Here is a 21038-nt window from a genome sequence, read left to right as displayed (position 1 = left end):
CCAAGCCTCACGCTGGTTACGGGTGCGACAACGGCGCCCGCCGGCAGCTACGCGCGCGTCACCCGGACCGGGAGAGACGCCAGACCGCGCAGCACGTTGTTGAGCGCGAGCACGGGCTCGCCAAGCTCGAAGCCGGCGACGCGTTCCACGAGACCCTCCAGCAGCGCCGTCATCTCCAGCCGGGCCAGATGCAGGCCTGCACACATATGCGTGCCGTTGCCGAATCCGAGATGATCGTTGGCGCGGCGCTTCACGTCGAATCGCTCGGGATCCTGCCACTTTCGCTCGTCGCGGTTGGCCGAGGCGTAGAGCAGCAGCAGCCGGCTGTCGCGCGGGACGGCCAGATCGCCGATCGTAGCATCCGCCACGAGGTGTCGTGTGAAGCCACGGACCGGCGATTCCAGCCGCAACGCCTCGTTGATCGCGTTAGGGATCAGGGCCGGATCGTTGCGGACGAGCTCCCATTGATCGGGATGCCGACCGAACAGCAGGATGAGGTTGGCCGTTGCGAAGATGGTCGTATCAAGGCTCGGTCCGAGATAATCCCGCATCAGCACCGGACAACGCTCAGCCTCGACCTCGCCCCGATCCGCCGCTGCAAATATCCGGTCACCCCAACTGCCGGGCCGCAGCCGCGTCCTGATCTCCTCTCCGCCGAGATAGGCTCGCATTTCCTGAACGTCTTTCAGCGCCGCGCACGCCCGTGCATTCATGCCGCCCAGCACGTTGAAGGTCGCCGCAGCCCATCGCAACATGCTGCCGCGGCCGTAATCCTCCAGACCCACGAGCTTGGAGACGATCGTCAGGGGGAGATACTGAGCCAGGTCGGTGACCGCGTCGAACTCGCCTCGGGCGACGAGATCGTCGATCAGCAGGCCGGCCTCCGCCCTGATCTGCGGTGCGATGTCCTGCAGCGCCCGCGGCAGCAAGGGGGCCGCGATGATTGCACGCAGCCGATCGTGCAGGGGCGCATCGCTCGCCAGCGTCGTGCCTCGCGAGATCTCGTTGACGTGATCGTTCGCGGCGACCCCTTGGGCCGACGAGAACACTGCTGGATTCCGCAACGCTGCACGGACGTCGTCGAACCGCGCGACCGCATGGAGCCCGTTTCGAGGCAGCCAGACCACGGCGCCCAGTTCGCGCAAGGCGCGATAATGCGGGTATGGGTCACGCAAGACCTCGTCGCTGTAGAGATCGACGTCATAGACCGGTTGTCCGGGAGCGGCCGTCATCCTCTATTCTCCGAATCCGCCAAGAGCACGCCCGCCCGCCTCAAGCGCACGGCTCAGGGCACCGCCACCCATTCGCCCTTCTCGAGCCGGCCGAGCGTCAGCGCGCTCTGGTCGAGGCCGGTGTGGTCGTTGGCTCCGTAGTTGTAGACGCCACGCGAACCGGCCACACCCTTCAGCCCTTCGATGGCACTGCGGAGTCCTTCCCGGAATTCGGCGGTCCCGGGCTCTCCCGCCTTGAGCGCCGCGGGCGCGGCGCGCTCGATCAGAAGCAACGCGTCATAGGCTGAGCCCGCAAAGATATTGCGGCTTCCCGGCCCGAACTTGGCCTCGTAGCGGCGAATGAATTCCAGCGCCGCCTGCTTGGCGGGATGCTGATCCGGCAACGAGGCAGCCCCCACCGCCGGGCTCAGCGGCACGAAGATCCCGTCGCCCTGAGCTCCGGTCAGCTTGCGAAAATCGCCGAAAGTCGCACCGAGCGTGCCGTACACCTTGCCTTCATATCCCTTCTCGCGAAGTTGAAGCAGTGGTAGCGCCGCGGGCGCGCCGGAGGCTGCAATGAGAACGGCGTCGGGATTGGCGGCAACGATCTTGAGCACCTGCCCGCTGACGGTGGTGTCGGTGCGTGCATATTTCTCGTCGGCCACAAGCTTGATGCCATTGGCCGCAGACATGTCCGCGCCGACCTTGCTCCAGGCATCACCGTAGGAATCGCCGAAGCCGATCAGGGCGAGCGTCTTGACCCCGTTCTTCTTCATGTGCGCGAACAACGGTGTCGCTTCGTGATCGTCGTTGGTGGTCGTCTTGAAGATCCAACGCTTGCGCGCATCGACCGGCGCGACCAGCGCGTTGACGGGCGCCAGGGTGATGACAGGAAGGCGGTATTCGACCGCGGGATCGATCACGGCAAAGGATCCGGGCGTCGTGGTCGGACCGACGAGGATGTCGATCTGGCTGCCTTGGAACAGTTTCCGCAGCGCGGCGACCGCTGCGGTGCTGTCCGAGGCTTCGTCGAGAAACAGATAGTTGACCTTGTGGCCCGCAATCTCGGTCGCACCGAAGCTGGTCCCGTTGCGCTCGGCATTCCCGATCGCCGCGGCCGGGCCAGTCGCCGACAGCAGGATTCCGACGTTGATGTCTGCGGCCTGAGCCGGCATCACCAACAGTCGGATCGCAAGCAACGCCGCTCCCGCGCATTTCAGCATCGTCGTTCCTCCGCGGCTGCCTCGATCGACAACCTGCACTTTTTTTCCTGCGCCTAAGTAGCCAGGCCGAACCTGTCCGAAACAGCGCAATTGCCGAAATGTCCGGCTGGCGGACAGGATGGGTGTGCAGCCGTCGTCGTCCGCTGGGCGGACACTTGGCGCGGCGGCGTTGAACGGATGGCATGGCTTGGGGAAGAGATGGCCCCATGCAAGATAAATCCACCTTCGAAGAGTTCGATGTCGTGATCGTCGGCCGCGGCCCGGTCGGCGCCACGCTCGCCAATTTGCTCGGCCTGTGCGGCGTGCGGACCCTGGTGCTGGAACGCGAGGCGCGGAGCTATCATCTGCCGCGCGCGGTGCATTTCGACGACGAATGCATGCGGGTGTTCCAGACCATCGGCCTCGCCGATGCGATCCTGCCGCACGTCATCCTCAGCCCCGGCATGCTGTTTCTGGATGCCGACGGCAAGATGCTGCTGGACTGGTCGCGGCCGCAAACCCCGACGCCGATGGGCTGGAATCTCAGCTATCGCTTTCACCAGCCTGATCTGGAGGATGTCCTGATCAGCGGTCTCGGCCGCTTTCCAGGCGTCGTCTTGCGCAACCGCTGCGATGTGTTCGCGCTCGATCAGGATGACCATGGCGTACGCGTGCGCTACGAAGACCTCTCGAACGGACAGCTCACTGAAGTCCGCGCTGCTTACGTGATCGGCTGCGACGGTGCCCGCTCGCTGGTCCGCCGCTTCATCGGCTCCGGCATGGACGACCTCGGCTTCCACGAGCGCTGGCTGGTGATCGACGTACAGCTCAAGCGCGCGCGCGACGACCTCGGCGACTACAGCCTCCAGCATTGCGATCCCAGGCGGCCCGCGACCTATGTGCGCGGCACCGGCACGCGGCGGCGCTGGGAAATCACGGTGCTGCCGGACGAGGATTCTCACGACGTCACGCAACCCGCGAAAGTCTGGGACCTGCTGTCGCGCTGGATCACGCCCGAGGATGCCGAGATCGAGCGCGCGGCGGTGTACACCTTTCATTCCGTCATCGCACGGCAATGGCGGAACGGACGACTGCTGCTCGCGGGCGATTCCGCGCACCAGACCCCGCCTTTCCTCGGCCAGGGCATGTGCGCGGGCATCCGCGATGCCGCGAACCTCGCCTGGAAGCTCGACGCCGTCGTCCGGGGCAATGCCACGGCCGACCTGCTCGACACCTACCAGAGCGAACGCCTGCCGCATGTGCGCCAATTCATCGAGCTCGCCATCCGTCTCGGCGGCGTGATCAACACCAAGGCGATCGAAGCCGGCCTTGCCGCGGGCGAGGCTCGCGAGAACGCGCCGGTGAAGCTCGAGGTGAAGAAGCCCCTGCTCGGCCCGGGGCTGACGATCGGGAACCAGCCTCTCGCCGGAGATCTCGCGCCGCAGTTCGAGCTTCGGGACGGCAGCCGCAGCGACGACCGGGTCGGCTACAGCCATGTGCTGCTTGTCGCAGCGGCCGCCCTGTCCTCACGCCCGGCCCTTGCACAGGCAGGCATCGAGACCCTCACGGGCGATGACGCGGAAGCCATCGGCGACTGGCTGCACAAGCACGGCATCACGGCCGCGCTCGTGCGCCCCGACCGCTATGTGCAAGGCACCGCCCGTAACGACGCCGAACTCGACCAGCTCGTCGCCACCATCACGCCCCTCACCCACGTGCCGTCCGCGGCCTGAAGCGAACACACTCAAGGACATCTTATGAAGCTGCTCTCATTCGTCGCCGGCGGACGCGCCTCCTTCGGGGCCCTCAAGGACCATGGCGTCGTCGATCTCGGCACGCGCATGGCGCCCTGCGCCACGCTGCGGCAGTTGCTCGAAGCCGGTCGCGTTGCCGAGGCGGCAGAGATCGTCGCGTCCGCTGCGCCCGATCATCCGCTCGACGAGATCGCCTTCGCCCCCGTCATCCCCGATCCCGGCAAGATCATCTGCGTCGGCCTCAACTATCGCGACCACGTCGCCGAGACCGGGCGCACCGTCACCGAGAAGCCGGCGCTGTTCGTTCGCTTCCCCTGCAGCCAGGTCGGCCATCTCCAGCCGATCGTGAAGCCGAAAGTAAGCGACGATTTCGATTATGAAGGCGAGCTCGCGCTGGTCATCGGCAAGGGCGGCCGGCATATCCCGGCGAGCGGCGCGCTCGACCACATCGCCGGCTATGCCTGCTACAACGAGGGCAGCATCCGCGACTGGCAGCGCCACACCAGCCAGTTCCTCTCCGGCAAGACTTTTGCGGAGAGCGGCAGCTTCGGCCCGTGGCTGGTGACGGCGGACGAAATTCCGGACCCGTCGAAGCTCACCTTGCAGACGCGGCTCAACGGCACCGTGGTGCAGGACACCACCACCGATCTGCTGATCACAGGCATCCCCGAGTTGATCGCCTACATCTCGACGATCTGCCCGCTCGTCCCCGGCGACGTCATCGTCACGGGAACGCCGGGCGGCGTCGGCGCCAAGCGCACGCCGCCGCTGTGGATGCGCCCGGGCGACACCGTCGAAGTCGAGATCTCCGGCATCGGCACCTTGCGCAACACGGTCATCGCCGAGCCGGCCTGAGTCAAAGCGATCCCACAAAGGGACGCATCACAGGGAAGGAAACAACATGCATCGCCTGGCGCGCGCGTTCGCCGTGACAGCGGCAATCCTGGCGACCACGGTCGCCCAGGCCCAGATCTCGGACGACCAGGTCAAGATCGGCGTCTTGTCGGACATGACGGGCCCCTCCTCGACACCGACCGGTCAGGGCTCCGTGACCGCGGCGCAAATGGCCATCGACGATTTCGGCGGCAGCGTGTTGGGCAAGCCGATCAAGCTGATCGTCGGCGACCATCAGATCAAGCCGGACATCGGCGCTGCCATCGCACGGCGATGGTATGACACCGAACAGGTCGACCTCGTCGTGGACGTTCCGGTGTCGGCGGTGGGGCTCGCGGCGCAGACGGTCGCGAGCGAGAAGAAGAAGCTGCTGATCGTGACAGCGACCGGAACCGCAGACTTTCACGGCAAGTTCTGCTCGCCCTACACCATGCAGTGGGTGTTCGACACCCACGCGCTCGCGGTCGGCACCGCCCAGGAGGTCGTCAAGCGCGGTGGCGACAGCTGGTATTTCCTCACGGACGACATTGCGTTCGGTCACGCGTTGGAGCGTGACGCCACCGCCGTGATCAAGCGCGAAGGCGGACAGGTGCTCGGCTCGGCTCGGCCGCCGTTCGGAACCACCGACATGTCGTCCTTCGTGCTGCAGGCGCAGGCCTCGAAGGCGAAGATCATCGGAATAGCCGGCGGCCCACCCAACAACGTGAACGAGATCAAGACCGGCGGTGAATTTGGTCTGTTCCAGGGCGGACAACAGATGGCCGCCCTGCTTGCGCTGATCACGGACATCGACGCGCTCGGATTGCAAAGCGCGCAGGGCCTGCTGCTGACAACAGCCTTCTACTGGGACATGGACGACCAGACGCGGGCCTGGTCAAAGCGCTTCTTCGCCAAGATGCAGCGCATGCCCACGATGTGGCAGGCGGGCGTCTATTCCGCGGTCACACACTATCTCAATGCCGTCAAGGCAGCCGGGACCGACGATCCCGGCAAAGTCGCGGGCAGGATGCGCGACACGCCGATCGACGATTTCTTCGCACACGGCGGCAAGCTGCGGGCCGACGGCCTCATGATGCACGATCTCTGGCTAGCGCAGGTCAAGACGCCCGCGGAATCGAAATACCCCTGGGACTATTACAAGATCCTGACGCGCATTCCCGGCGATCAGGCCTTCGGCCCCGTGGACCCCGCCTGCAAGGTCGCCAACTAGGCTTGCTTCACCGCGCCTTCATCCACTGCGGCAACAGCCGCGTACACGCCCCCATCAAGATCGAGACACGCCATGGCAGCCAACCGCGCGACATCCATCACGACGTTGCTACTCACTCTCATTCTCGCAATCCCGGCGGCACACGCCCAGATCAAGGGCGATGCCATCCGCATCGGCGTGCTCACCGACATGAACGGCGTCTTCGCCACCGCCATGGGCCCGGGCTCGGTCGAGGCGGCGCGGATGGCCGCGGAGGAGTTCGGCGGCAAGATCAACGGCAAGCCGATCGAGATCCTGCAGGCCGACCACCAGAACAAGCCGGATCTGGCGTCATCGCTCGCCCGCAAATGGTTCAGCGAAGGCGTCCAGGCGATTGCCGACGGCGGCAGCTCCGGCGCCGCGCTCGCGGTGCAGGAGCTGGTCCGCGGCAACGGCAAGATCTTCCTCGTCTCCGGCGCGGGCGCCAACCAGCTTACCGATGAAGCCTGCGCGCCGACCAGTGTGCAGTGGACCCAGGACGCCTATTCGACCGCGACCGCCGTGGTCTCGGGCATCATGCAGACCAGCAAGGAGCCGTGGTTCTTCATCACCGGCGACTATGCCTTCGGCCATTCGATCGAAGCGACGGCGCGCGGGCGCATCGGCGAGCTCGGCGGCAAAGTCGCCGGCAGCGTCAAGGCGCAGCTCGGCACGCCCGATTTCAGCTCGTTCCTGCTTCAGGCACAGTCGTCGGGCGCCAAGATCCTCGCCATCAACGTCGCCGGCGACAACGCCACCGCGATCAAGCAGGCCGAGGAGTTCGGCCTCGCCGATCAAGGCATCAAGATCGTGCCGATGTCGTTTCAGAACGTCGATATCGAGTCGGTCGGCTTGAAGGCAACCCGCGGCGACCTCATCGTCACCTCGTTCTTCGAGGACGTCTCGCCGGCGGCCCGGAAGTTTTCCGACGCGTTCTACGCGCGGCGGAAAGCGATGCCCTCGCAGATCCAGGCCGGCGTCTATTCGGCCGTGCGCCATTATCTACAGGCGATCAAGGACACCGATTCCGACGACAGCACGACCGTAATGGCCAAGATGAAGGCGACACCGGTGTCCGATGCGTACACGCCCAACGGCCGCATCCGCGAGGATCAGCGCATGGTGCACGATCTCTATCTGGTGCAGGTCAAGACACCCCAGGAGTCGAAGGGACCGTGGGATTTCGTCAAGCTGGTGGCAACGATCCCGCCCGACCAGGCCTTCCGTCCGCTCGACCGCAGCAAGTGCGGTTTGGTGGGGAAGTAACCGCTCACGCCAGATACAGCGCCAGATAGCCTTCCATCGCATAGAGCGCGCAGAGCGCCAGGCTCGACCACACGGCGGCGCTGAAATACAGGAACATCCAGGTCAGCTCGCCCTTCCAATGCGCGATGTCGTGGGTCACGACCCAGCGCGTCGACACGTCATGCAGGCCCTCGAGGAAGCCGAGGAACGTATTGCCCTCGGCGTGCCCTGCCCGCCAGCGGCTGAGATACATCGGAACGTCGACGGTGACGAGGAAGGCGAGGAAGCAGGCGATGCCGACGATGCCCGCGGTCAGCGCCCAGCGCACCACGCCCTGGAATTCCGGCATCAGGCGGCACAGCGCGATGCCGGCCAGGAAGAAGGTCACCGCCCACAGCGAGTTCTCGATCGCGTTGTAGAGGAAGTTGGTCGTCACCACCGCGTACCAGGAGAAACACTCCGCGATGATGATGATGGGCACGATCACGAGCGCGATGTTCACCGCGGTCTCGGCGCCCGTCATCTTGCCGAGCTGATGCAGGATGATGGCCCATTGCGCGACGAAGCAGAGCTCGGCCACGGTCGCCACCGTGCGGCCGACCACGACGCTCGACAGCCAGGTGTCGAACAGGCAGATGCGCTGCACGTCGGCGCGCGGCAGCACCGAGCGGAACGCGCAGCCGAACACGTAGCCGGCGCACAGCAGGAACATCAGCCCGATATCCGAAGCGCCGCCGTGGCTGCCCGAAGGCGTCGGATAGAACTCGCGGTACAGCATGAACCAGACGAGGATGTTGGCCGCGCTGACGAGCGTCAGGGAGCCCCACCACCACGCGAGGGGATTTGACCGCGCCTGCCACTGCAACATGAACCGCTCCGCTGTAATCGATCTGACATTTCGCCGTAACAATCCTGTCACAACACGCCAGAGAATCGCGACAAAAATCCGTGCGGTCGGGTGGTCTTGATGCGCGGCCCACAGCAAGACGCTGCTCTTCAGTTTGTCCACATATTGGACAAATAATCGCCACTTGGTGAATCTATTGGACAATCATCGGCCGCTCGTCCGAATATGACGGCATGGCTCGTCCTCCATCCAGATCGCCTCACCCCACCTCCGCGGCCGCGGTTCTCGCGGAAAGTGCTGACGACGCGGCGTTCGCCACCACGCTGGCAAAGGGTCTCGTGGTGCTCGAAGCCTTCAAGGCAGGCAGCACGTTGCTCGGCAACATGGAGCTGTCGACGCTGACCGGCATCCCGCGGCCAACGGTGGCGCGGCTGACTCACACGCTCGCGGAGCTCGGCTACCTCCGCTACGACCCCGCACGGGCGAAGTATCACGTCGGCGCGCGCGCCCTGCGGCTGGCGCACCCGCTGCTCGCCGATCTGCAATTCCGCCAGTTCGCACGGCCCATGATGCAGGAGCTGGCGCAAAGCGTCCGCGGCACGGTCTCGATCGGACAGCTCGATGCGACGTCGATGATCTATGTGGAGACGGCGCGGTCCGGTGATGTCGGCCCGCACGCGCCCGACATCGGCATGCCCATTCCGGTCGTGATGACGGCCATGGGCCGCGCCGCAGCATCGACCCTGCCCCCGCCCGACGCGGCGCGGCTGGAGCGGCGCATCGCCGCGGAAGATTCCGAGCTCTGGTCGGCCTTCCAGGACAGATACCGCGCCGGCCTTGCCCAATGCGTCAGCCGCGGCTTCTGCACCTGCTGGGGCGAGTACATGGCCTCGATCCACGCCGTCGCCGCGCCGCTGTTCCACGCCACGGAGACCAGACAATCATTCTCGATCAATTGCGGCATTCCCGCGTTCCGGCTGCAGCCGGGGCAGCTGGAGAGTGAGATCGGTCCGCGCCTTGCGGCGCTGGCCGACAGCATCCGCGCCATCGTCGGACAAGCGGCGCCCGCGCTGCCCGCGCGCAAGACCAAGAAGATCAACACCGGGACGTGAGATGGCTGGGCCGCTGGAAGGTTTGAGAGTTCTCGACATCGCGACGATCATCGCCGCGCCCTTTGCCGCGACGCTGCTCGCCGACTATGGCGCCGAGGTGCTCAAGGTCGAGATGCCCGGGACCGGCGACGGGGTGCGGTCGTTCCCACCCTTCAAGGACGGCAAGCCGCTGTGGTGGAAGGCCGCCAACCGCAACAAGAAGTTTGCCACGCTCGATCTGCGCACTGCGGAGGGACTTGCGCTGTTCAAGCAGCTGGTTCCGCGCTTCGACGTGCTGATCGAGAATTTCCGTCCGGGTACGCTCGATCGCTGGGGCCTGTCGAAGGAGGTGCTGTGGTCGATCCAGCCGCGCCTCGTGATTCTGCGCGCCACCGCCTTCGGGCAGGATGGTCCCTATCGCGAGCGGCCCGGCTTCGCCCGCATCTTCGAGGCCATGGGCGGGCTCACCTACATCACGGGGGAAAGCGATGGCGAGCCGACCCATCCTGGATACCCGATCGGGGATTCGATCGGCGGCCTGTTCGGCGCCGTCGGCGTGCTCGCGGCGCTGTGGAAACGGGCGCGCGATCCCGATGCGCCCGGCGAGGAGATCGATCTTTCGCTCACCGAGGCGACCTTCCGCCTGCTCGACGTGCTCGCCATCGAGCACGATCAGCTCGGCACCGTTCGCAGCCGCATCGGCAATTCCAACGGCTATTCGGCGCCGGCCGCCGTGTTCCGCACCAGCGACGATCACTGGGTGACGCTGGCAGGCTCGACCAACGCCCTCTTTGCGGCGAACTGCCGGGCAATCGAGCGGCCCGACCTGATCACCGATCCGCGCTTCGCCAGCAACGACCGGCGCGTCGCGCACGCTTCCGAGCTCAACAGCATCTTCGCCGGCTGGTGCGCCGCCCATCCCCTCGACGAGGTCCTCGCGCGATTCAATGCCGCGCAGGGCACGCTCGCCCCGATCTATTCGATCGACCAGATCGCCGGCGATCCGCAGGTGAAAGCGCGCGAGGTCATCACCCGCGTCCCCGACCGGGACTTCGGCACGGTTGCCATGACCAATGTCGTCCCGCGCTTCACCAATGATCCCGCGCAAATGCGCCACGCCGCCGGCGACGTCGGCCAGGACAATGACGAGGTGTTTCGCAACTGGCTCGGCCTTTCCGACCAGGAGGTCGAAAGGCTCACCGAGCGAAAGGTGATCTGAACGCAACAAGACAACCAAAAAAACAGACAAGAAAACAGGGAGGACAAGACAGTGACAACATTCAAGGTCACACGCCGAACTCTGCTGGGCACGCTCGCAGGTGGCCTCGCTGCCGGCTCGGGCCTGACGGCCCGGGCCGAAGATGCATGGCCGACGCGCCTGGTGCGGCTGATCTCGCCCTACGGGCCCGGCGGCTCCAACGACATCTCGCTGCGCCTGCTGGCCGAGGAGTTCGGCCGCAGCCTGCGTCAGCAGTTCATCGTCGAGAACAAGCCGGGTGCCGGCACCCGCATCGCCAACGACATGGTCGCCCATGCGCCGGGCGACGGCTACACCCTTCTCTACGTCGCGGCCCCCTACGCGACCGCCGAAGCGCTGTTCGGCAAGCTGACTTATGACCGCAAGGATCTGCAGCCGGTTGCGATGGTCGTGGTCGCGCCGCTGTTCCTCATCATCAGCGCCGATGCGCCGTTCAAGACGCTCCCCGAGTTGATCGCCTATGGCAAGTCGAAACCGGACGGGCTGACCTTCGCGTCTCCCGGCGCCGGCTCGCAGCCGCATTTGGCCGGAGAGCTGCTGTTCCGCGACGCCGGGGTCAAGGGTCTCAACATTCCGTTCCGGGGCGATGCCGCCTCCTACACCGAGCTGCTCGCCGGCCGCGTCGATGCCACGCTGACGGCGCTGCCGACCGCCCTGCCCTACATCCAGAGCGGCAAGTTCACCGTGCTCGGCGTCGCCTCGGCCGAGCGCAGCGCGCTCTATCCGCAGGCCCTCACGCTGCGCGAGCAGGGTTTCCCCAACGTGGCCGCCGCGGGCTGGTACGGCTTCATGGCGCCCGCCACGACGCCGCGCGCGATCGTCGACAAGTTCCAGGCCGAGATCCTGCGCGCGCTCGCCGAGCCAGGGATCAAGGACAAGCTGACCGCACAGGGCCTCGAAGTGCGTGCCGGCACCGCGGCCGAGTTCGGCCAGTTCATCGACGCCGAGACGGAGAAGTGGACCAAGCTGATCCGCGACGCCGGTCTCAAGGGCGAATGACAATCGGGAGGGACCGGACATGACAAGCGCTTCCATCAAGCACATCGCAGCCTCCGCGCTGCTCCTCGCGCTGTCGATCTCGGCCGCGCAGGCGCAGAAGAAATACGATGTCGGAGCATCCGACACCGCGATCAAGGTCGGGCAGACCGTGCCGCTCAGCGGTCCCGCTTCGGCCTATGCCGTGATCGGCAAGACCCAGGCCGCCTATATGAAGATGATCAACGACGAGGGCGGCGTGAACGGCCGCAAGGTCGAGCTGATCCAGTACGACGATGCCTATTCGCCGCCGAAAACCGTGGAGCAGACCCGCAAGCTGGTCGAAAGCGACGAGGTGCTGCTGACGTTCCAGATCATCGGCACCGCACCGAACGTCGCCGTGCAGAAATATCTCAATGCCAAGAAGATCCCGCAGCTCTTCGCGGCGACCGGCGCAGCGCGCTTCACCGATCCGAAGAACTTTCCCTGGACCATGGGCTTCAACCCGTCCTACCTCGTCGAGGGCCGGATCTACGCGCAGTACCTGTTGAAGAACCACCCGAACGCGAAGATCGGCGTGCTCTACCAGAATGACGACCTCGGCAAGGACTATCTCGCCGGGCTCAAGGCGGGCCTCGGCGACAAGGCGAAAATGATCGTGGCCGAGACGTCCTACGAGATCACCGAGCCGACCATCGACTCGCAGATTCTGCGGTTGAAGGATGCCGGTGCCGACGTGCTGTTCAGCGCCACGACGCCGAAACAGGCGGCACAGGCGATCAAGAAGGTCGCGGAGATCGGCTGGAAGGTGCTGCACATCATCGACATCAACGCCTCCTCGCTCAGCGCCGTGCTGAAGCCGGCGGGTCTAGACAATTCCAAGGGCGTCATCAGCGTCGGTTACGTCAAGGACGCCGCCGATCCCGAATGGAAGGACGATCCCGGCATGAAGCGCTATCTCGCCTTCATGGCGAAATACTATCCCGACGGCGACAAGGATTCGAACCTGAACGTCTATGGCTACATCACAGCCCAGCTCCTGGTGCAGGTGCTGAAGCAATGTGGCGACGATCTGACCCGCGAGAACGTGATGCGGCAGGCAGCGAGCCTCAAGAACGTCGTGCTCGATCTCACCCTTCCCGGGATCTCGGTCACGACCACGCCGACCGACTATCGCGTCAACAAGCAGTTCCAGATGGTGCAGTTCGACGGCCAGCGCTGGCAGAAGCTCGGGGACATCGTGACGGACGAGGCGAAGGAGTGAGTTTGCGGGTTAGGCGCCGTTCCCACTCCTCTCGTCATGGCCGGGCTTGTCCCGGCCATCCACGCCCAACCGCGCAGCACGAATAACGTGGATGCCCGGGCCTTCGCCTCGCCGAAGCGGCTTCGGCCGCGCAGGCGGGACAAGCCCGGGCATGACGACCAAGACCTTGGCTTACCGCTTCATGCCAGCCACATAGGCCGCGAGCTTGTCCAGCGTCTGATAGCCGTATTCGACGGCGCCGAAGCCGATCATGCCGTCGCGCTGCGCGGTGCTCGAGGCCAGCTGACGCATCATCAGCACGGTCTTGCCGTTGCTCTGCTCGGCAAAGGTGACGGTGAAGCGGAACATGCCGGGATCGTCGTCCTGGTCGGTGCCGTGATCCATCTCCATGAGCGACGGCCGCTCGATGCGGCGGAAGCGCATGCGGTTCGGATAGACCGTGCCGTCGGGGCCGATCATGTTGAAGCGCCAGACGCCGCCGACGCGGACGTCGATCTCGAAGGTCTCGACCTTGAATCCCTTCGGCCCGAACCATTGCGGCAGATGCTTCGGATCGGACCACGCCTCGAACACCAGATCGCGGGGTGCGTCGATCACGCGCGACATCACGATCTCGCGGTCGAGCGACCATTGCGACAGAGCGGGATTGGCGGAACTCGTCATCGTCAGGAACCTTTCTTCTTGATTGTGCGGGACGGCCGTCGGCCGGCCGCCTGCTCCTTCTCTTTCTTCAGCTTCATCACATAGGCTTCGAACCGGTCGAGCCGCGCCTCCCAGATCGCGCGCTGCTGCTGGAACCAGTCTTCGGCACCGAGCAGCGCATCCGGACTGAGCCGGCAGGTGCGCACACGGCCGGATTTCTCGGATTGAACGAGCCCGCTCGTCTCCAGCACGTGGATGTGTTTCATGAAGCTCGGCAGCGCCATGGCGAAGGGATCGGCGAGCTCGCCGACGGAAGCCTCGCCGGCACACAACCGCATCACGATCGCCCGTCGCGTAGGATCGGCAAGGGCCGCGAAGATCTGGTCGAGCTGGGATAATTGGTTAGCCATGAAGCTAACTATACACGCCGTGCGGCGTGCGTCAATGATTGTTAGCTGATTGGCTTAGTTTGTATCTGCCGGCTTCGCACGCGAGCCGAGCTGCAAAATGAAAAGCCCCGGCCGAGCCGGGGCTTTCCGCACCAGGATGGGACCGGGACAGATCAGTACCTGGCGACGACGGGTCCGCCGAACTTGTAGTTCACGCCGACGCGCGCGATGTTCGACTTGAGATCGACCGAATGTGTGAAGGTCTGGGCCGGCAACGGCCCGCCGACGTTGAGATTGTTGCTGGTCACGCTGCTGCGGCCGAGATCGACGTAGAGATATTCGGCCTTCAACGACCAGCCGTTGCCCACGGCGTATTCGCCGCCGAGGCCTGCCGTCCAGCCGAGGCGGGTGTCGCGGATCGTTCCGGACTCGGTCGCGCCCGCGAAACTATCGGTGAAGCTGAAATTGCCCTTGACCTCGGCGATCGCGGCACCGCCGGTGGCGTAAATCAGCCAGCTCGGTGTCGCGAGGAAGCCGATGCGGCCGCGAATGGTGGCGAGCCAATCGGCCGAGACCGAGGAATTAATGGTGAAATTATCAGGCGCGCAGCAGGGATACACCCCCGTGCGGCTCGCACTGCCCTTGAAGCCGAAATAGTTGATGTCGCCTTCGAGGCCGAGCACGGCGTTGTTGACCTGCCAGTTGTAGCCGGCGGTAAAGCCGCCGGTCACCCCGGAGCTGTTGATGTGCTGGGCGCCGACCGCCGCGATCGCGGGCACGCTCGAGTTCGCGAAATAGGCGGCCACCGGAAACAGCGTGGTGGTCTCCGGGTTCGCGCTGCCCCATTGCCCGCCGACATTGCCGCCGACGTAGAAGCCGGTCCAGTTATAGACCGGCGCCATCACCGGCGCCTTGGTGTAATGCGCCGCAAGGTCGGCCGCCTGCGCGGATGCGGCACCCAGTACAACCGACGCGATCGCCAGCCAAAACTTGTTCATTCCAATCTCCTTGCCCCACGCGATTGACCTCGCGTTTCGAATGCGCGCCGATAGAAACCGGCGCAGTGAGGGCATAGGGCCAGCGCCGCGGCTCGTCTTGGGCAGCGACGAAGTTCATAGGGACTGTGGCGTAGTGTGCGCCTTACCTCATGCGAACAGATGAGGAGTGTGCCCCGAGAGCCACGCCTCACCCTTGATCGGCGACGCACCACGCGCGCCCCTGTCGCATCACGACAAGGAGGCGCGAACGCGATTCAAATCTCCCGGCTCAGACCGAGCGCGTCAGGCCGCCATCGACGCGGATGTTCTGGCCGGTGATGTAGGCCGCGCCGTCGGAGGCCAGGAACGCGATCGTCGCCGCGATCTCCTCGACCGTGCCGTAGCGCTTCATCGGCACGCTGTCGCGGCGCGCATCCTGCTGCGGCAGGCTGTCGATCCAGCCCGGCAGCACGTTGTTCATGCGGATGTTGTCGGCCGCATGGGCGTCGGTGAAGATTTTTGTGAAGGCGGCGAGCCCGGCACGGAACACCGCCGAGGTCGGAAACATCGCGCTCGGCTCGAACGCCCAGGCCGTCGAGATGTTGATGATGGCGCCGCCCTTCTGCGCCTGCATCAACGGCGTCACCAGCCGCGTCGGACGGATCACGTTGAGCAGATAGGTATCGAGCCCGGTGTGCCATTGCTCGTCGGTGATCTCGGTGATGGGCGCGCGCGGCCCGTGGCCGGCGCTGTTGACGAGAACGTCGATGCGTCCCCATTTCGTCATGGCGCCGTCGACCAGACGCTTCAGGTCGTCATTCGACTTGTTCGAGCCGGTGACGCCGAAACCGCCGAGCTCGGCGGCGAGCGCTTCGCCCTTGCCGGAGGACGACAGGATCGCGACGCGAAAGCCGTCGGCCGCCAGCCGCCGCGCAGCCCCTGACCCCATGCCGCTGCCGCCCGCGGTGACGAGCGCGACCTTCTCTGCTGCCATGACCGATCATCCCTTGTGTTGAGGCGAGCCGCCGGCCCGGCCTATCATGGGGCCTTCTACCGCCAGACCTGTCAGCAGGTCCATGGTCGAAGGGATCCGTCATGAGTGATTTGCTGATCCGCAATCTCCGCCCCGAGGAGATCTCCCTCGCCGTCGACTGGGCCGCCGCTGAAGGCTGGAATCCAGGCCTTGCCGACGCCGCCTGCTTTGCCACTCCCGACCCGCAAGGCTTCTTCGTCGGCGAGATCGACGGCGAGCCGGTCGCGACCGTCTCCTGCGTCAATTACGACGAGCGCTTCGCCTTCCTCGGCTTCTACATCGTGCGCGAAGACTTTCGCGGCTCCGGCCACGGCCTGCGCATCTGGAACGCGGCGATCGCGCATGCCGGCGCGCGCGTGATCGGACTCGACGGCGTCGTCGCACAGCAGGACAATTACAGAAAGTCCGGCTTCCAGCTGGCCTATGCCAATATCCGCTATGGCGGCATCGCCGCCGCGCCCGTGAAGCCGCCCGCCGATGTCGTCACGCTCGACACGATCCCTCTTGCGCTCGTGGAGACCGACGACGCCACCGTCTTCCCGGCCCGGCGCAGCACCTTCCTGCGCGCCTGGATCAACACCTCGGGCCATGTCGGCCGCGCGCTTCTGCGTGACGGCAAGCTCAAAGCATGGGGCGTGATCCGGCCCTGCCGGACCGGCTGCAAGATCGGGCCGCTCGTCGCCGACGACCGCGCGGCGGCGGAGGCGATCGTGCAGGCCTTGCTGCCGAGTGCTGGTGGCGGCGAAGTCTTCCTCGATGTCCCCGCCGTCAATCCCGAGGCCATCGCTCTCGCAGCCACGCTCGGGCTCAAGCCCGTGTTCGAGACGGCGCGGATGTACACCGGGCCGATCGCGCCGCTGCGCATCGACCGGGTCTTCGGCGTAACCAGCTTTGAACTTGGCTAGATCTCAGTAGCAGCGCGTGATGTTGACGGTGTGCTCGACCCCGCCGCGGCCGGGAACCGTCACCTGCTCCGTCGGGCAGCTCGGCACATAGGGCCGGTCGGACGGCACGACGTTCGGCGGGAAGCGATGCGACCAGTCCCACGGGACGTCATAGGTGTAGGTATAGCGGACGTCGGTGGAGACCGGCGGCTGCGCATCGACGAACGGCTGGCTGTAGCCGGCGCCGTCGTAGTAGAAGCCGCCGCCGCCAGGCCAGTACACGAAGGGGTTGCGCCGGTGGAACCGGGCACCCGGCGCAATCGGCGGACGCGCGACAGGGCCGGACGGCGCAGCCGCAAGGCCGCCGGGTCTGGCAAAACTGTCAGTGGAACTGAGAAGCAGCGCGGCTGCGCTGAAAGAGGCGAGCAAGGCCCCATGCATTCGATAGGTCATGATACGCACCAACTCGTTTGGCTTAAGCGATCGCGGCTCCCCGCAGCTACGCTAGGCCGGGCTGTCACCCACCCGCAAACCTATAATTAATTATTGGTTAAGGCACGGGATTAACGCGGGAACCGGTGCGGCAAGAACGCCCGCGACCGACCGCTCACGTCGCTTCGTTCGGTGCCCGCGCTTCATAACCAGTTGATCGGAGTTGATCGCGCCCGCCGGCCCGGTTCCGGAACGCCCCCGCAGTGCAACCGTTGGCTCCCGAGACAGCAAGGAGCATCTCGCATGCAGAACAAGTCAAAACTCCTCTGCCTGATCACGGCATCACTCGTCGCCGGCACGGCGGCAGCCTCGGCGCAGGGCTATGATTGGAACGGCTCACGCGCCGGCTGGGACCGCACCGCGCCCGCCTACGAACCGGTTCAGCCGCGCGCATACTATCCTGGCGTCGCGGGGCCCTATGGCGCGCTCAACGGCACCAACCATCCGACCCCGAGCTCGACACAGGGCGATGTCGGCCCTGAGGGCAACAACAACGGCACGCTGACCGGCGGCTATCGCTGGTAAGCACCGCCCGCGATCGGGCCCACCGTTCGTCACGAACGGTGGGCCTTTCGTTTGTGCCGACGGCCGGTTCGACCGGGCCACAATCCCTTGCGTTGCCCGACAGGCAGAACACCCAATTGGTCGGTCAATCCACGCGACCGAAAATATTCTACTTTACCGAAATTCGGAAAGGGCGTATGCATCGCCGCAACCCGGCCCAACGAAGAGGGGCGTATCGCGATCGTCACGAACGCGGGCTGGGCGGCGGTGGACGCAGGTCACATCGGCGCAAAGGATTTTGCAGGGCGGGCAACCGTGAGCGAAACACCTGGCGCATACGACCGCTGTGATCGGCGTACGGCAAAATCGTGTGGTCCTGGCGCCCGGGGGTCTGTGCGCCAAGTCTTGTGGTGATGTGTATTGCTCAACCGGGCAAGCGCGTCAGCCATCCGCAAGGCGACGGGGGCAATAGTGCAACGCTCCCCGGGGAGAGCACGACATAAGCCGTCAAGCCACTGCGCAGGGAAGGCCGGGATGTCCTGGCTACACCTGTATGCCGCTGTGCAGCTTCTCGTTACGCAGGATTCGCACAGTGGACCGCGGGTGCCAGCAGGCGCCCGGTCTTCCCTGCGCCCTTTTTCAATCGAGGGTGAGGAGATCAAGCAAAGCTCGGGCGAGATGAGCCGCGAGGATGCGGACGTGTGTCAGCAATGATGATGCTGCGAGCTCTCATCTGTGACCGTCACCCTGAGGCGCCGGAGCGAAGCGGAGGCCTCGAAGGGCGACAGCCCGGCTGCACCTCGGCCGCACATCCTTCGAGGCTCCGCATGCGATGCGTTCGCATCGCACGCCTCGCACCTCAGGATGACGGGATCGACATCGTCACCGCGGAAAGATTCAGGATTGCTCCCGCCTTCGCCAAGGCTTCGGCAGACAAGTCGCTGCGCTCGCAATCACGATGTGGAGGCAGTGTGCGCGAAAGCCACGCTCGCGTGCCCCGGACGCAGCGCAGCGTCTCTTCGACGATGCGCTGCAGAGCCGGGGTCCATGCATCGGTGCGAGCCGTGTGGCCCGCTGGGTCCCGGCTCTGCGCAGCAACGCCAAGAGCGTTGCAGCGCGTCCGGGACACGAGACTAACAAGCCCCCCCTCCCCAACCCTCTTGCATCGGCGACGGGCCTTGTAACAAAACGGTCATGTAGCGAAACTAAACGAACCGGGGACCGCGAGTTGCGGCCCGGGGGCCGCGGGTTGCGGCCGAGCCGCCTCGCAGGGAGATTTCGATGCGCCGTTCACTGCTGTTGCTGTCCGCCGGACTGACCGTGCTGTCCACCGGACTTGCTTCTGCCCAGAACAACACACCCCACAACCTGATCCTGTTCATCCCGGACGGCCTGCGCGCGCTGAAGGTGAACCCCGACACGGCGCCCGCGATGGCCGAGGTCCGCGACAAGGGCGTCAATTTCAAGAACCCGCACTCGCTGTTCCCGACCTTCACCATGGCCAACGGCTCGGCGATGTCGACCGGCCATTATCTCGGCGACACCGGCGTGTTCTCCAACACGATCTGGACCGGCTACACCTCCGCCCCCGCCGGCGACACCGTGGTCCCCTTCATCGAGAACGATGCCGTGCTCGGTGACATCGACGAGCATTTCAAGGGCGACTATCTCAACGAGGAGACCATCCTGAAGCTGGCCCGCGACAAGGGCCTCAGCACCGCGGCGATCGGCAAGGTCGGCCCGACCTACCAGTTCGACCATACCGACAAGCCCGAAAAGGCCGGCCTGCATTCGGTCGTGTTCGACGACTCCACCGGCGGCAAGAACGGTGTCGCCCTGTCGGACGAGGTGAAGGACGCACTGACCAAGGCCGGCCTGCCTACCGCCACCCCGCCGCGCGGCGACAATTCCAAGGCGGGTGATGCCAAGACGCCGGGCACGATTGTGGCCAACGTCGCGCAGCAGGCCTATTTCGCCGACGTCGCCGCCAAGGTGGTGCTGCCGATGTTCAAGGCGCGCAACAAGCCGTTCGTGCTGGTGTTCTGGTCGCGCGATCCCGACGGCAGCCAGCACAACACCGGCGACAGCCTCAACCAGATCATGCCGGGCATCAACGGGCCGACCTCGATGGCCGGCATCAAGAACGCCGACAACAACCTCGCCCAGCTCCGCAAGGCGCTCGACGAGCTCGGCCTCGCCGCCTCGACCAACATCATCGTCTCGGCCGACCACGGCTTCTCGACGATCTCCAAGGAAAGCAAGACCAGCCCCTCGGCCAAGGTCAGCTATGACGACACGCCCAAGGATTTCCTCCCCATGGGATTCCTGGCGCTCGATCTTGCCAAGGCCCTGGACCTGCCGCTGTTCGACCCCAACGACAAGAACGCGAAGGTCGAAGGCAACAAGCATCCCAAGGCCGGCAACGGCGTGCTCGGCAAGGATCCCACCAAGCCCGATCTCGTCGTCGCCACCAATGGCGGCTCCGACCTCGTCTATCTCCCGAACAAGGACAAGAAGCTCGCCGCGAAGACCATCAAGGCGCTGCTCGCGCAGGACTATGTCTCCGGCCTGTTCGTCGAGGACTCGCTCGGCCGCTTCCCCGGTACGCTGCCGCTGTCGAGCATCAATCTGCGTGGCAGCGCGGCGACGCCGACGCCGTCGATCGTCGTCAACTTCCGCTCCTATGCCAGCGATTGCGGCGAGGCGCCGACCAACTGTTCGGTGCAGGTCGCCGATACCGTGCTGCGCCAGGGCCAGGGCATGCATGGCAGCTTCAGCCGCGGCGACACCATGAACTTCATGGCCGCCATCGGTCCGGACTTCAAAGCCGGTTATGTCAGCGAGATCCCGGTCAGCAATGCCGACGTCGGCATGACGGCCGCCCGGCTGATGGGCCTGCGCGCCTCGCAGAACGGTGGCCTCGTCGGCCGGGTGATGTCGGAGGCTCTGCCCAACGGTGTCGTGCCGAAGGCTTATGCCGGCACGATGAAGTCCAAGCCCGCCGAGGGCGGCCTGACCACCGTACTGAGTTTCCAGCGCGTCGGCAGCCAGCGTTATTTCGACGCCGCCGGCTTCCCCGGCCGCACGCTGGGCCTCGAGGCGGACGCCGGCAAACAAAAAACGGCGGGGAAATAACCCCGCCGCTTCG

At 65.4% G+C, this 21038-nt stretch carries 19 protein-coding genes; 11 read left to right on the top strand and 8 right to left on the bottom strand.

All coding sequences use genetic code 11. The annotated features are described in order from the left end of the window. Positions 1-47 precede the first annotated feature (47 nt). Together UNPF46_RS03440 and UNPF46_RS03435 are read right to left on the bottom strand one after the other, a co-directional pair. Positions 48-1232 carry a cytochrome P450 gene (locus tag UNPF46_RS03440; RefSeq protein WP_142249045.1) on the bottom strand — a complete coding sequence of 395 codons (1185 nt, stop codon included), beginning with the start codon at positions 1230-1232 and terminating at the stop codon, positions 48-50. Between the two features lie 53 nt (positions 1233-1285). After that, positions 1286-2434, bottom strand: a complete 1149-nt coding sequence (locus tag UNPF46_RS03435) for an ABC transporter substrate-binding protein (RefSeq protein ID WP_142249044.1) — start codon at positions 2432-2434, stop codon at positions 1286-1288. Positions 2435-2640: 206 nt separating this feature from the next. Between UNPF46_RS03435 and mhpA the strand changes: the two genes are divergently transcribed. From mhpA to UNPF46_RS03415, 4 genes are all read left to right on the top strand, one after another. Beyond that, entirely contained in the window at positions 2641-4146 is a 1506-nt protein-coding gene (mhpA, locus tag UNPF46_RS03430; protein ID WP_142249043.1) for a bifunctional 3-(3-hydroxy-phenyl)propionate/3-hydroxycinnamic acid hydroxylase MhpA, read from the top strand. 24 nt (positions 4147-4170) lie between these two features. After that, positions 4171-5022 (top strand): fumarylacetoacetate hydrolase family protein, encoded by an 852-nt coding sequence (locus UNPF46_RS03425; RefSeq protein ID WP_142249042.1) that lies wholly within the window; start codon positions 4171-4173, stop codon positions 5020-5022. 46 nt (positions 5023-5068) lie between these two features. Then, positions 5069-6271, top strand: coding sequence for an ABC transporter substrate-binding protein (locus UNPF46_RS03420; protein ID WP_142249041.1), 1203 nt, complete (start codon positions 5069-5071; stop codon positions 6269-6271). Between the two features lie 72 nt (positions 6272-6343). Then, positions 6344-7555: an ABC transporter substrate-binding protein gene (locus UNPF46_RS03415; protein ID WP_142249040.1), complete on the top strand. Its 1212-nt coding sequence runs from the start codon at positions 6344-6346 to the stop codon at positions 7553-7555. 4 nt (positions 7556-7559) lie between these two features. Here the strand turns inward: UNPF46_RS03415 and UNPF46_RS03410 are convergent, their stop codons facing one another. Further along, a complete protein-coding gene (locus UNPF46_RS03410) occupies positions 7560-8402 on the bottom strand; it encodes a hypothetical protein (protein WP_181769751.1) in 843 nt (280 codons plus the stop codon). A gap of 212 nt (positions 8403-8614) precedes the next feature. Here UNPF46_RS03410 and UNPF46_RS03405 point away from each other — a divergent pair, with 212 nt between their 5' ends. From UNPF46_RS03405 to UNPF46_RS03390, 4 genes are read left to right on the top strand one after another with little or no spacing between them, the layout of a single operon-like run. After that, positions 8615-9493, top strand: a complete 879-nt coding sequence (locus UNPF46_RS03405) for an IclR family transcriptional regulator (RefSeq protein ID WP_142249038.1) — start codon at positions 8615-8617, stop codon at positions 9491-9493. 1 nt (position 9494) lies between these two features. Continuing rightward, positions 9495-10691 (top strand): CaiB/BaiF CoA transferase family protein, encoded by a 1197-nt coding sequence (locus UNPF46_RS03400; protein WP_142249037.1) that lies wholly within the window; start codon positions 9495-9497, stop codon positions 10689-10691. Positions 10692-10742: 51 nt separating this feature from the next. Next, the gene (locus UNPF46_RS03395; RefSeq protein WP_142249036.1) at positions 10743-11729 is read left to right on the top strand and encodes a Bug family tripartite tricarboxylate transporter substrate binding protein; all 987 of its coding nucleotides are present in this window, start codon (positions 10743-10745) and stop codon (positions 11727-11729) included. A 19-nt stretch (positions 11730-11748) separates the two neighbouring features. After that, entirely contained in the window at positions 11749-12969 is a 1221-nt protein-coding gene (locus UNPF46_RS03390) for an ABC transporter substrate-binding protein (RefSeq protein WP_142249035.1), read from the top strand. Positions 12970-13140: 171 nt separating this feature from the next. Here the strand turns inward: UNPF46_RS03390 and UNPF46_RS03385 are convergent, their stop codons facing one another. The 4 genes from UNPF46_RS03385 to UNPF46_RS03370 all read right to left on the bottom strand — a co-directional run bounded on the left by UNPF46_RS03385 (position 13141) and on the right by UNPF46_RS03370 (position 15971). Further along, positions 13141-13632, bottom strand: coding sequence for an SRPBCC family protein (locus UNPF46_RS03385; protein WP_100178803.1), 492 nt, complete (start codon positions 13630-13632; stop codon positions 13141-13143). Between the two features lie 2 nt (positions 13633-13634). Further along, positions 13635-14021: an ArsR/SmtB family transcription factor gene (locus tag UNPF46_RS03380; RefSeq protein WP_142249034.1), complete on the bottom strand. Its 387-nt coding sequence runs from the start codon at positions 14019-14021 to the stop codon at positions 13635-13637. Positions 14022-14173: 152 nt separating this feature from the next. Then, the gene (locus UNPF46_RS03375) at positions 14174-14998 is read right to left on the bottom strand and encodes an outer membrane protein (RefSeq protein WP_142249033.1); all 825 of its coding nucleotides are present in this window, start codon (positions 14996-14998) and stop codon (positions 14174-14176) included. A gap of 268 nt (positions 14999-15266) precedes the next feature. Beyond that, positions 15267-15971: an SDR family oxidoreductase gene (locus tag UNPF46_RS03370; RefSeq protein ID WP_142249032.1), complete on the bottom strand. Its 705-nt coding sequence runs from the start codon at positions 15969-15971 to the stop codon at positions 15267-15269. A gap of 101 nt (positions 15972-16072) precedes the next feature. On the opposite strand from UNPF46_RS03370, the gene UNPF46_RS03365 reads away from it, so the two are divergent. Next, positions 16073-16915, top strand: a complete 843-nt coding sequence (locus UNPF46_RS03365) for a GNAT family N-acetyltransferase (RefSeq protein ID WP_142249031.1) — start codon at positions 16073-16075, stop codon at positions 16913-16915. Positions 16916-16918: 3 nt separating this feature from the next. Here UNPF46_RS03365 and UNPF46_RS03360 read toward each other — a convergent pair whose 3' ends face one another. Beyond that, positions 16919-17347 (bottom strand): hypothetical protein, encoded by a 429-nt coding sequence (locus UNPF46_RS03360; protein WP_181769750.1) that lies wholly within the window; start codon positions 17345-17347, stop codon positions 16919-16921. A gap of 282 nt (positions 17348-17629) precedes the next feature. Between UNPF46_RS03360 and UNPF46_RS03355 the strand changes: the two genes are divergently transcribed. Together UNPF46_RS03355 and UNPF46_RS03340 are read left to right on the top strand one after the other, a co-directional pair. Next, complete coding sequence (locus tag UNPF46_RS03355) at positions 17630-17911, top strand: hypothetical protein (protein ID WP_142249029.1); 282 nt, start codon at positions 17630-17632, stop codon at positions 17909-17911. Positions 17912-19171: 1260 nt separating this feature from the next. Then, positions 19172-21025 (top strand): alkaline phosphatase family protein, encoded by a 1854-nt coding sequence (locus UNPF46_RS03340; RefSeq protein ID WP_142249028.1) that lies wholly within the window; start codon positions 19172-19174, stop codon positions 21023-21025. Positions 21026-21038 lie beyond the last annotated feature (13 nt).

It is taken from the genome of Bradyrhizobium sp. UNPF46, from assembly GCF_006658625.1.
Lineage (GTDB): Bacteria > Pseudomonadota > Alphaproteobacteria > Rhizobiales > Xanthobacteraceae > Bradyrhizobium > Bradyrhizobium nitroreducens.
This window is presented reverse-complemented; position numbering and strand designations above follow the sequence as displayed.

Excerpts from the sequence above, each read along its gene's own strand:
- UNPF46_RS03420 (WP_142249041.1), top strand. The coding sequence starts at position 5,069 with ATGCATCGCCTGGCGCGCGCGTTCGCCGTGACAGCGGCAATCCTGGCG.
- UNPF46_RS03410 (WP_181769751.1), bottom strand. The coding sequence starts at position 8,402 with ATGTTGCAGTGGCAGGCGCGGTCAAATCCCCTCGCGTGGTGGTGGGGC.
- UNPF46_RS03380 (WP_142249034.1), bottom strand. The coding sequence starts at position 14,021 with ATGGCTAACCAATTATCCCAGCTCGACCAGATCTTCGCGGCCCTTGCC.
- UNPF46_RS03415 (WP_142249040.1), top strand. The coding sequence starts at position 6,344 with ATGGCAGCCAACCGCGCGACATCCATCACGACGTTGCTACTCACTCTC.
- UNPF46_RS03375 (WP_142249033.1), bottom strand. The coding sequence starts at position 14,998 with ATGAACAAGTTTTGGCTGGCGATCGCGTCGGTTGTACTGGGTGCCGCA.
- UNPF46_RS03390 (WP_142249035.1), top strand. The coding sequence starts at position 11,749 with ATGACAAGCGCTTCCATCAAGCACATCGCAGCCTCCGCGCTGCTCCTC.
- UNPF46_RS03440 (WP_142249045.1), bottom strand. The coding sequence starts at position 1,232 with ATGACGGCCGCTCCCGGACAACCGGTCTATGACGTCGATCTCTACAGC.
- UNPF46_RS03370 (WP_142249032.1), bottom strand. The coding sequence starts at position 15,971 with ATGGCAGCAGAGAAGGTCGCGCTCGTCACCGCGGGCGGCAGCGGCATG.
- UNPF46_RS03405 (WP_142249038.1), top strand. The coding sequence starts at position 8,615 with ATGGCTCGTCCTCCATCCAGATCGCCTCACCCCACCTCCGCGGCCGCG.
- UNPF46_RS03340 (WP_142249028.1), top strand. The coding sequence starts at position 19,172 with ATGCGCCGTTCACTGCTGTTGCTGTCCGCCGGACTGACCGTGCTGTCC.
- UNPF46_RS03355 (WP_142249029.1), top strand. The coding sequence starts at position 17,630 with ATGCAGAACAAGTCAAAACTCCTCTGCCTGATCACGGCATCACTCGTC.
- UNPF46_RS03365 (WP_142249031.1), top strand. The coding sequence starts at position 16,073 with ATGAGTGATTTGCTGATCCGCAATCTCCGCCCCGAGGAGATCTCCCTC.
- UNPF46_RS03400 (WP_142249037.1), top strand. The coding sequence starts at position 9,495 with ATGGCTGGGCCGCTGGAAGGTTTGAGAGTTCTCGACATCGCGACGATC.
- UNPF46_RS03360 (WP_181769750.1), bottom strand. The coding sequence starts at position 17,347 with ATGACCTATCGAATGCATGGGGCCTTGCTCGCCTCTTTCAGCGCAGCC.
- UNPF46_RS03425 (WP_142249042.1), top strand. The coding sequence starts at position 4,171 with ATGAAGCTGCTCTCATTCGTCGCCGGCGGACGCGCCTCCTTCGGGGCC.
- mhpA (WP_142249043.1), top strand. The coding sequence starts at position 2,641 with ATGCAAGATAAATCCACCTTCGAAGAGTTCGATGTCGTGATCGTCGGC.
- UNPF46_RS03435 (WP_142249044.1), bottom strand. The coding sequence starts at position 2,434 with ATGCTGAAATGCGCGGGAGCGGCGTTGCTTGCGATCCGACTGTTGGTG.
- UNPF46_RS03385 (WP_100178803.1), bottom strand. The coding sequence starts at position 13,632 with ATGACGAGTTCCGCCAATCCCGCTCTGTCGCAATGGTCGCTCGACCGC.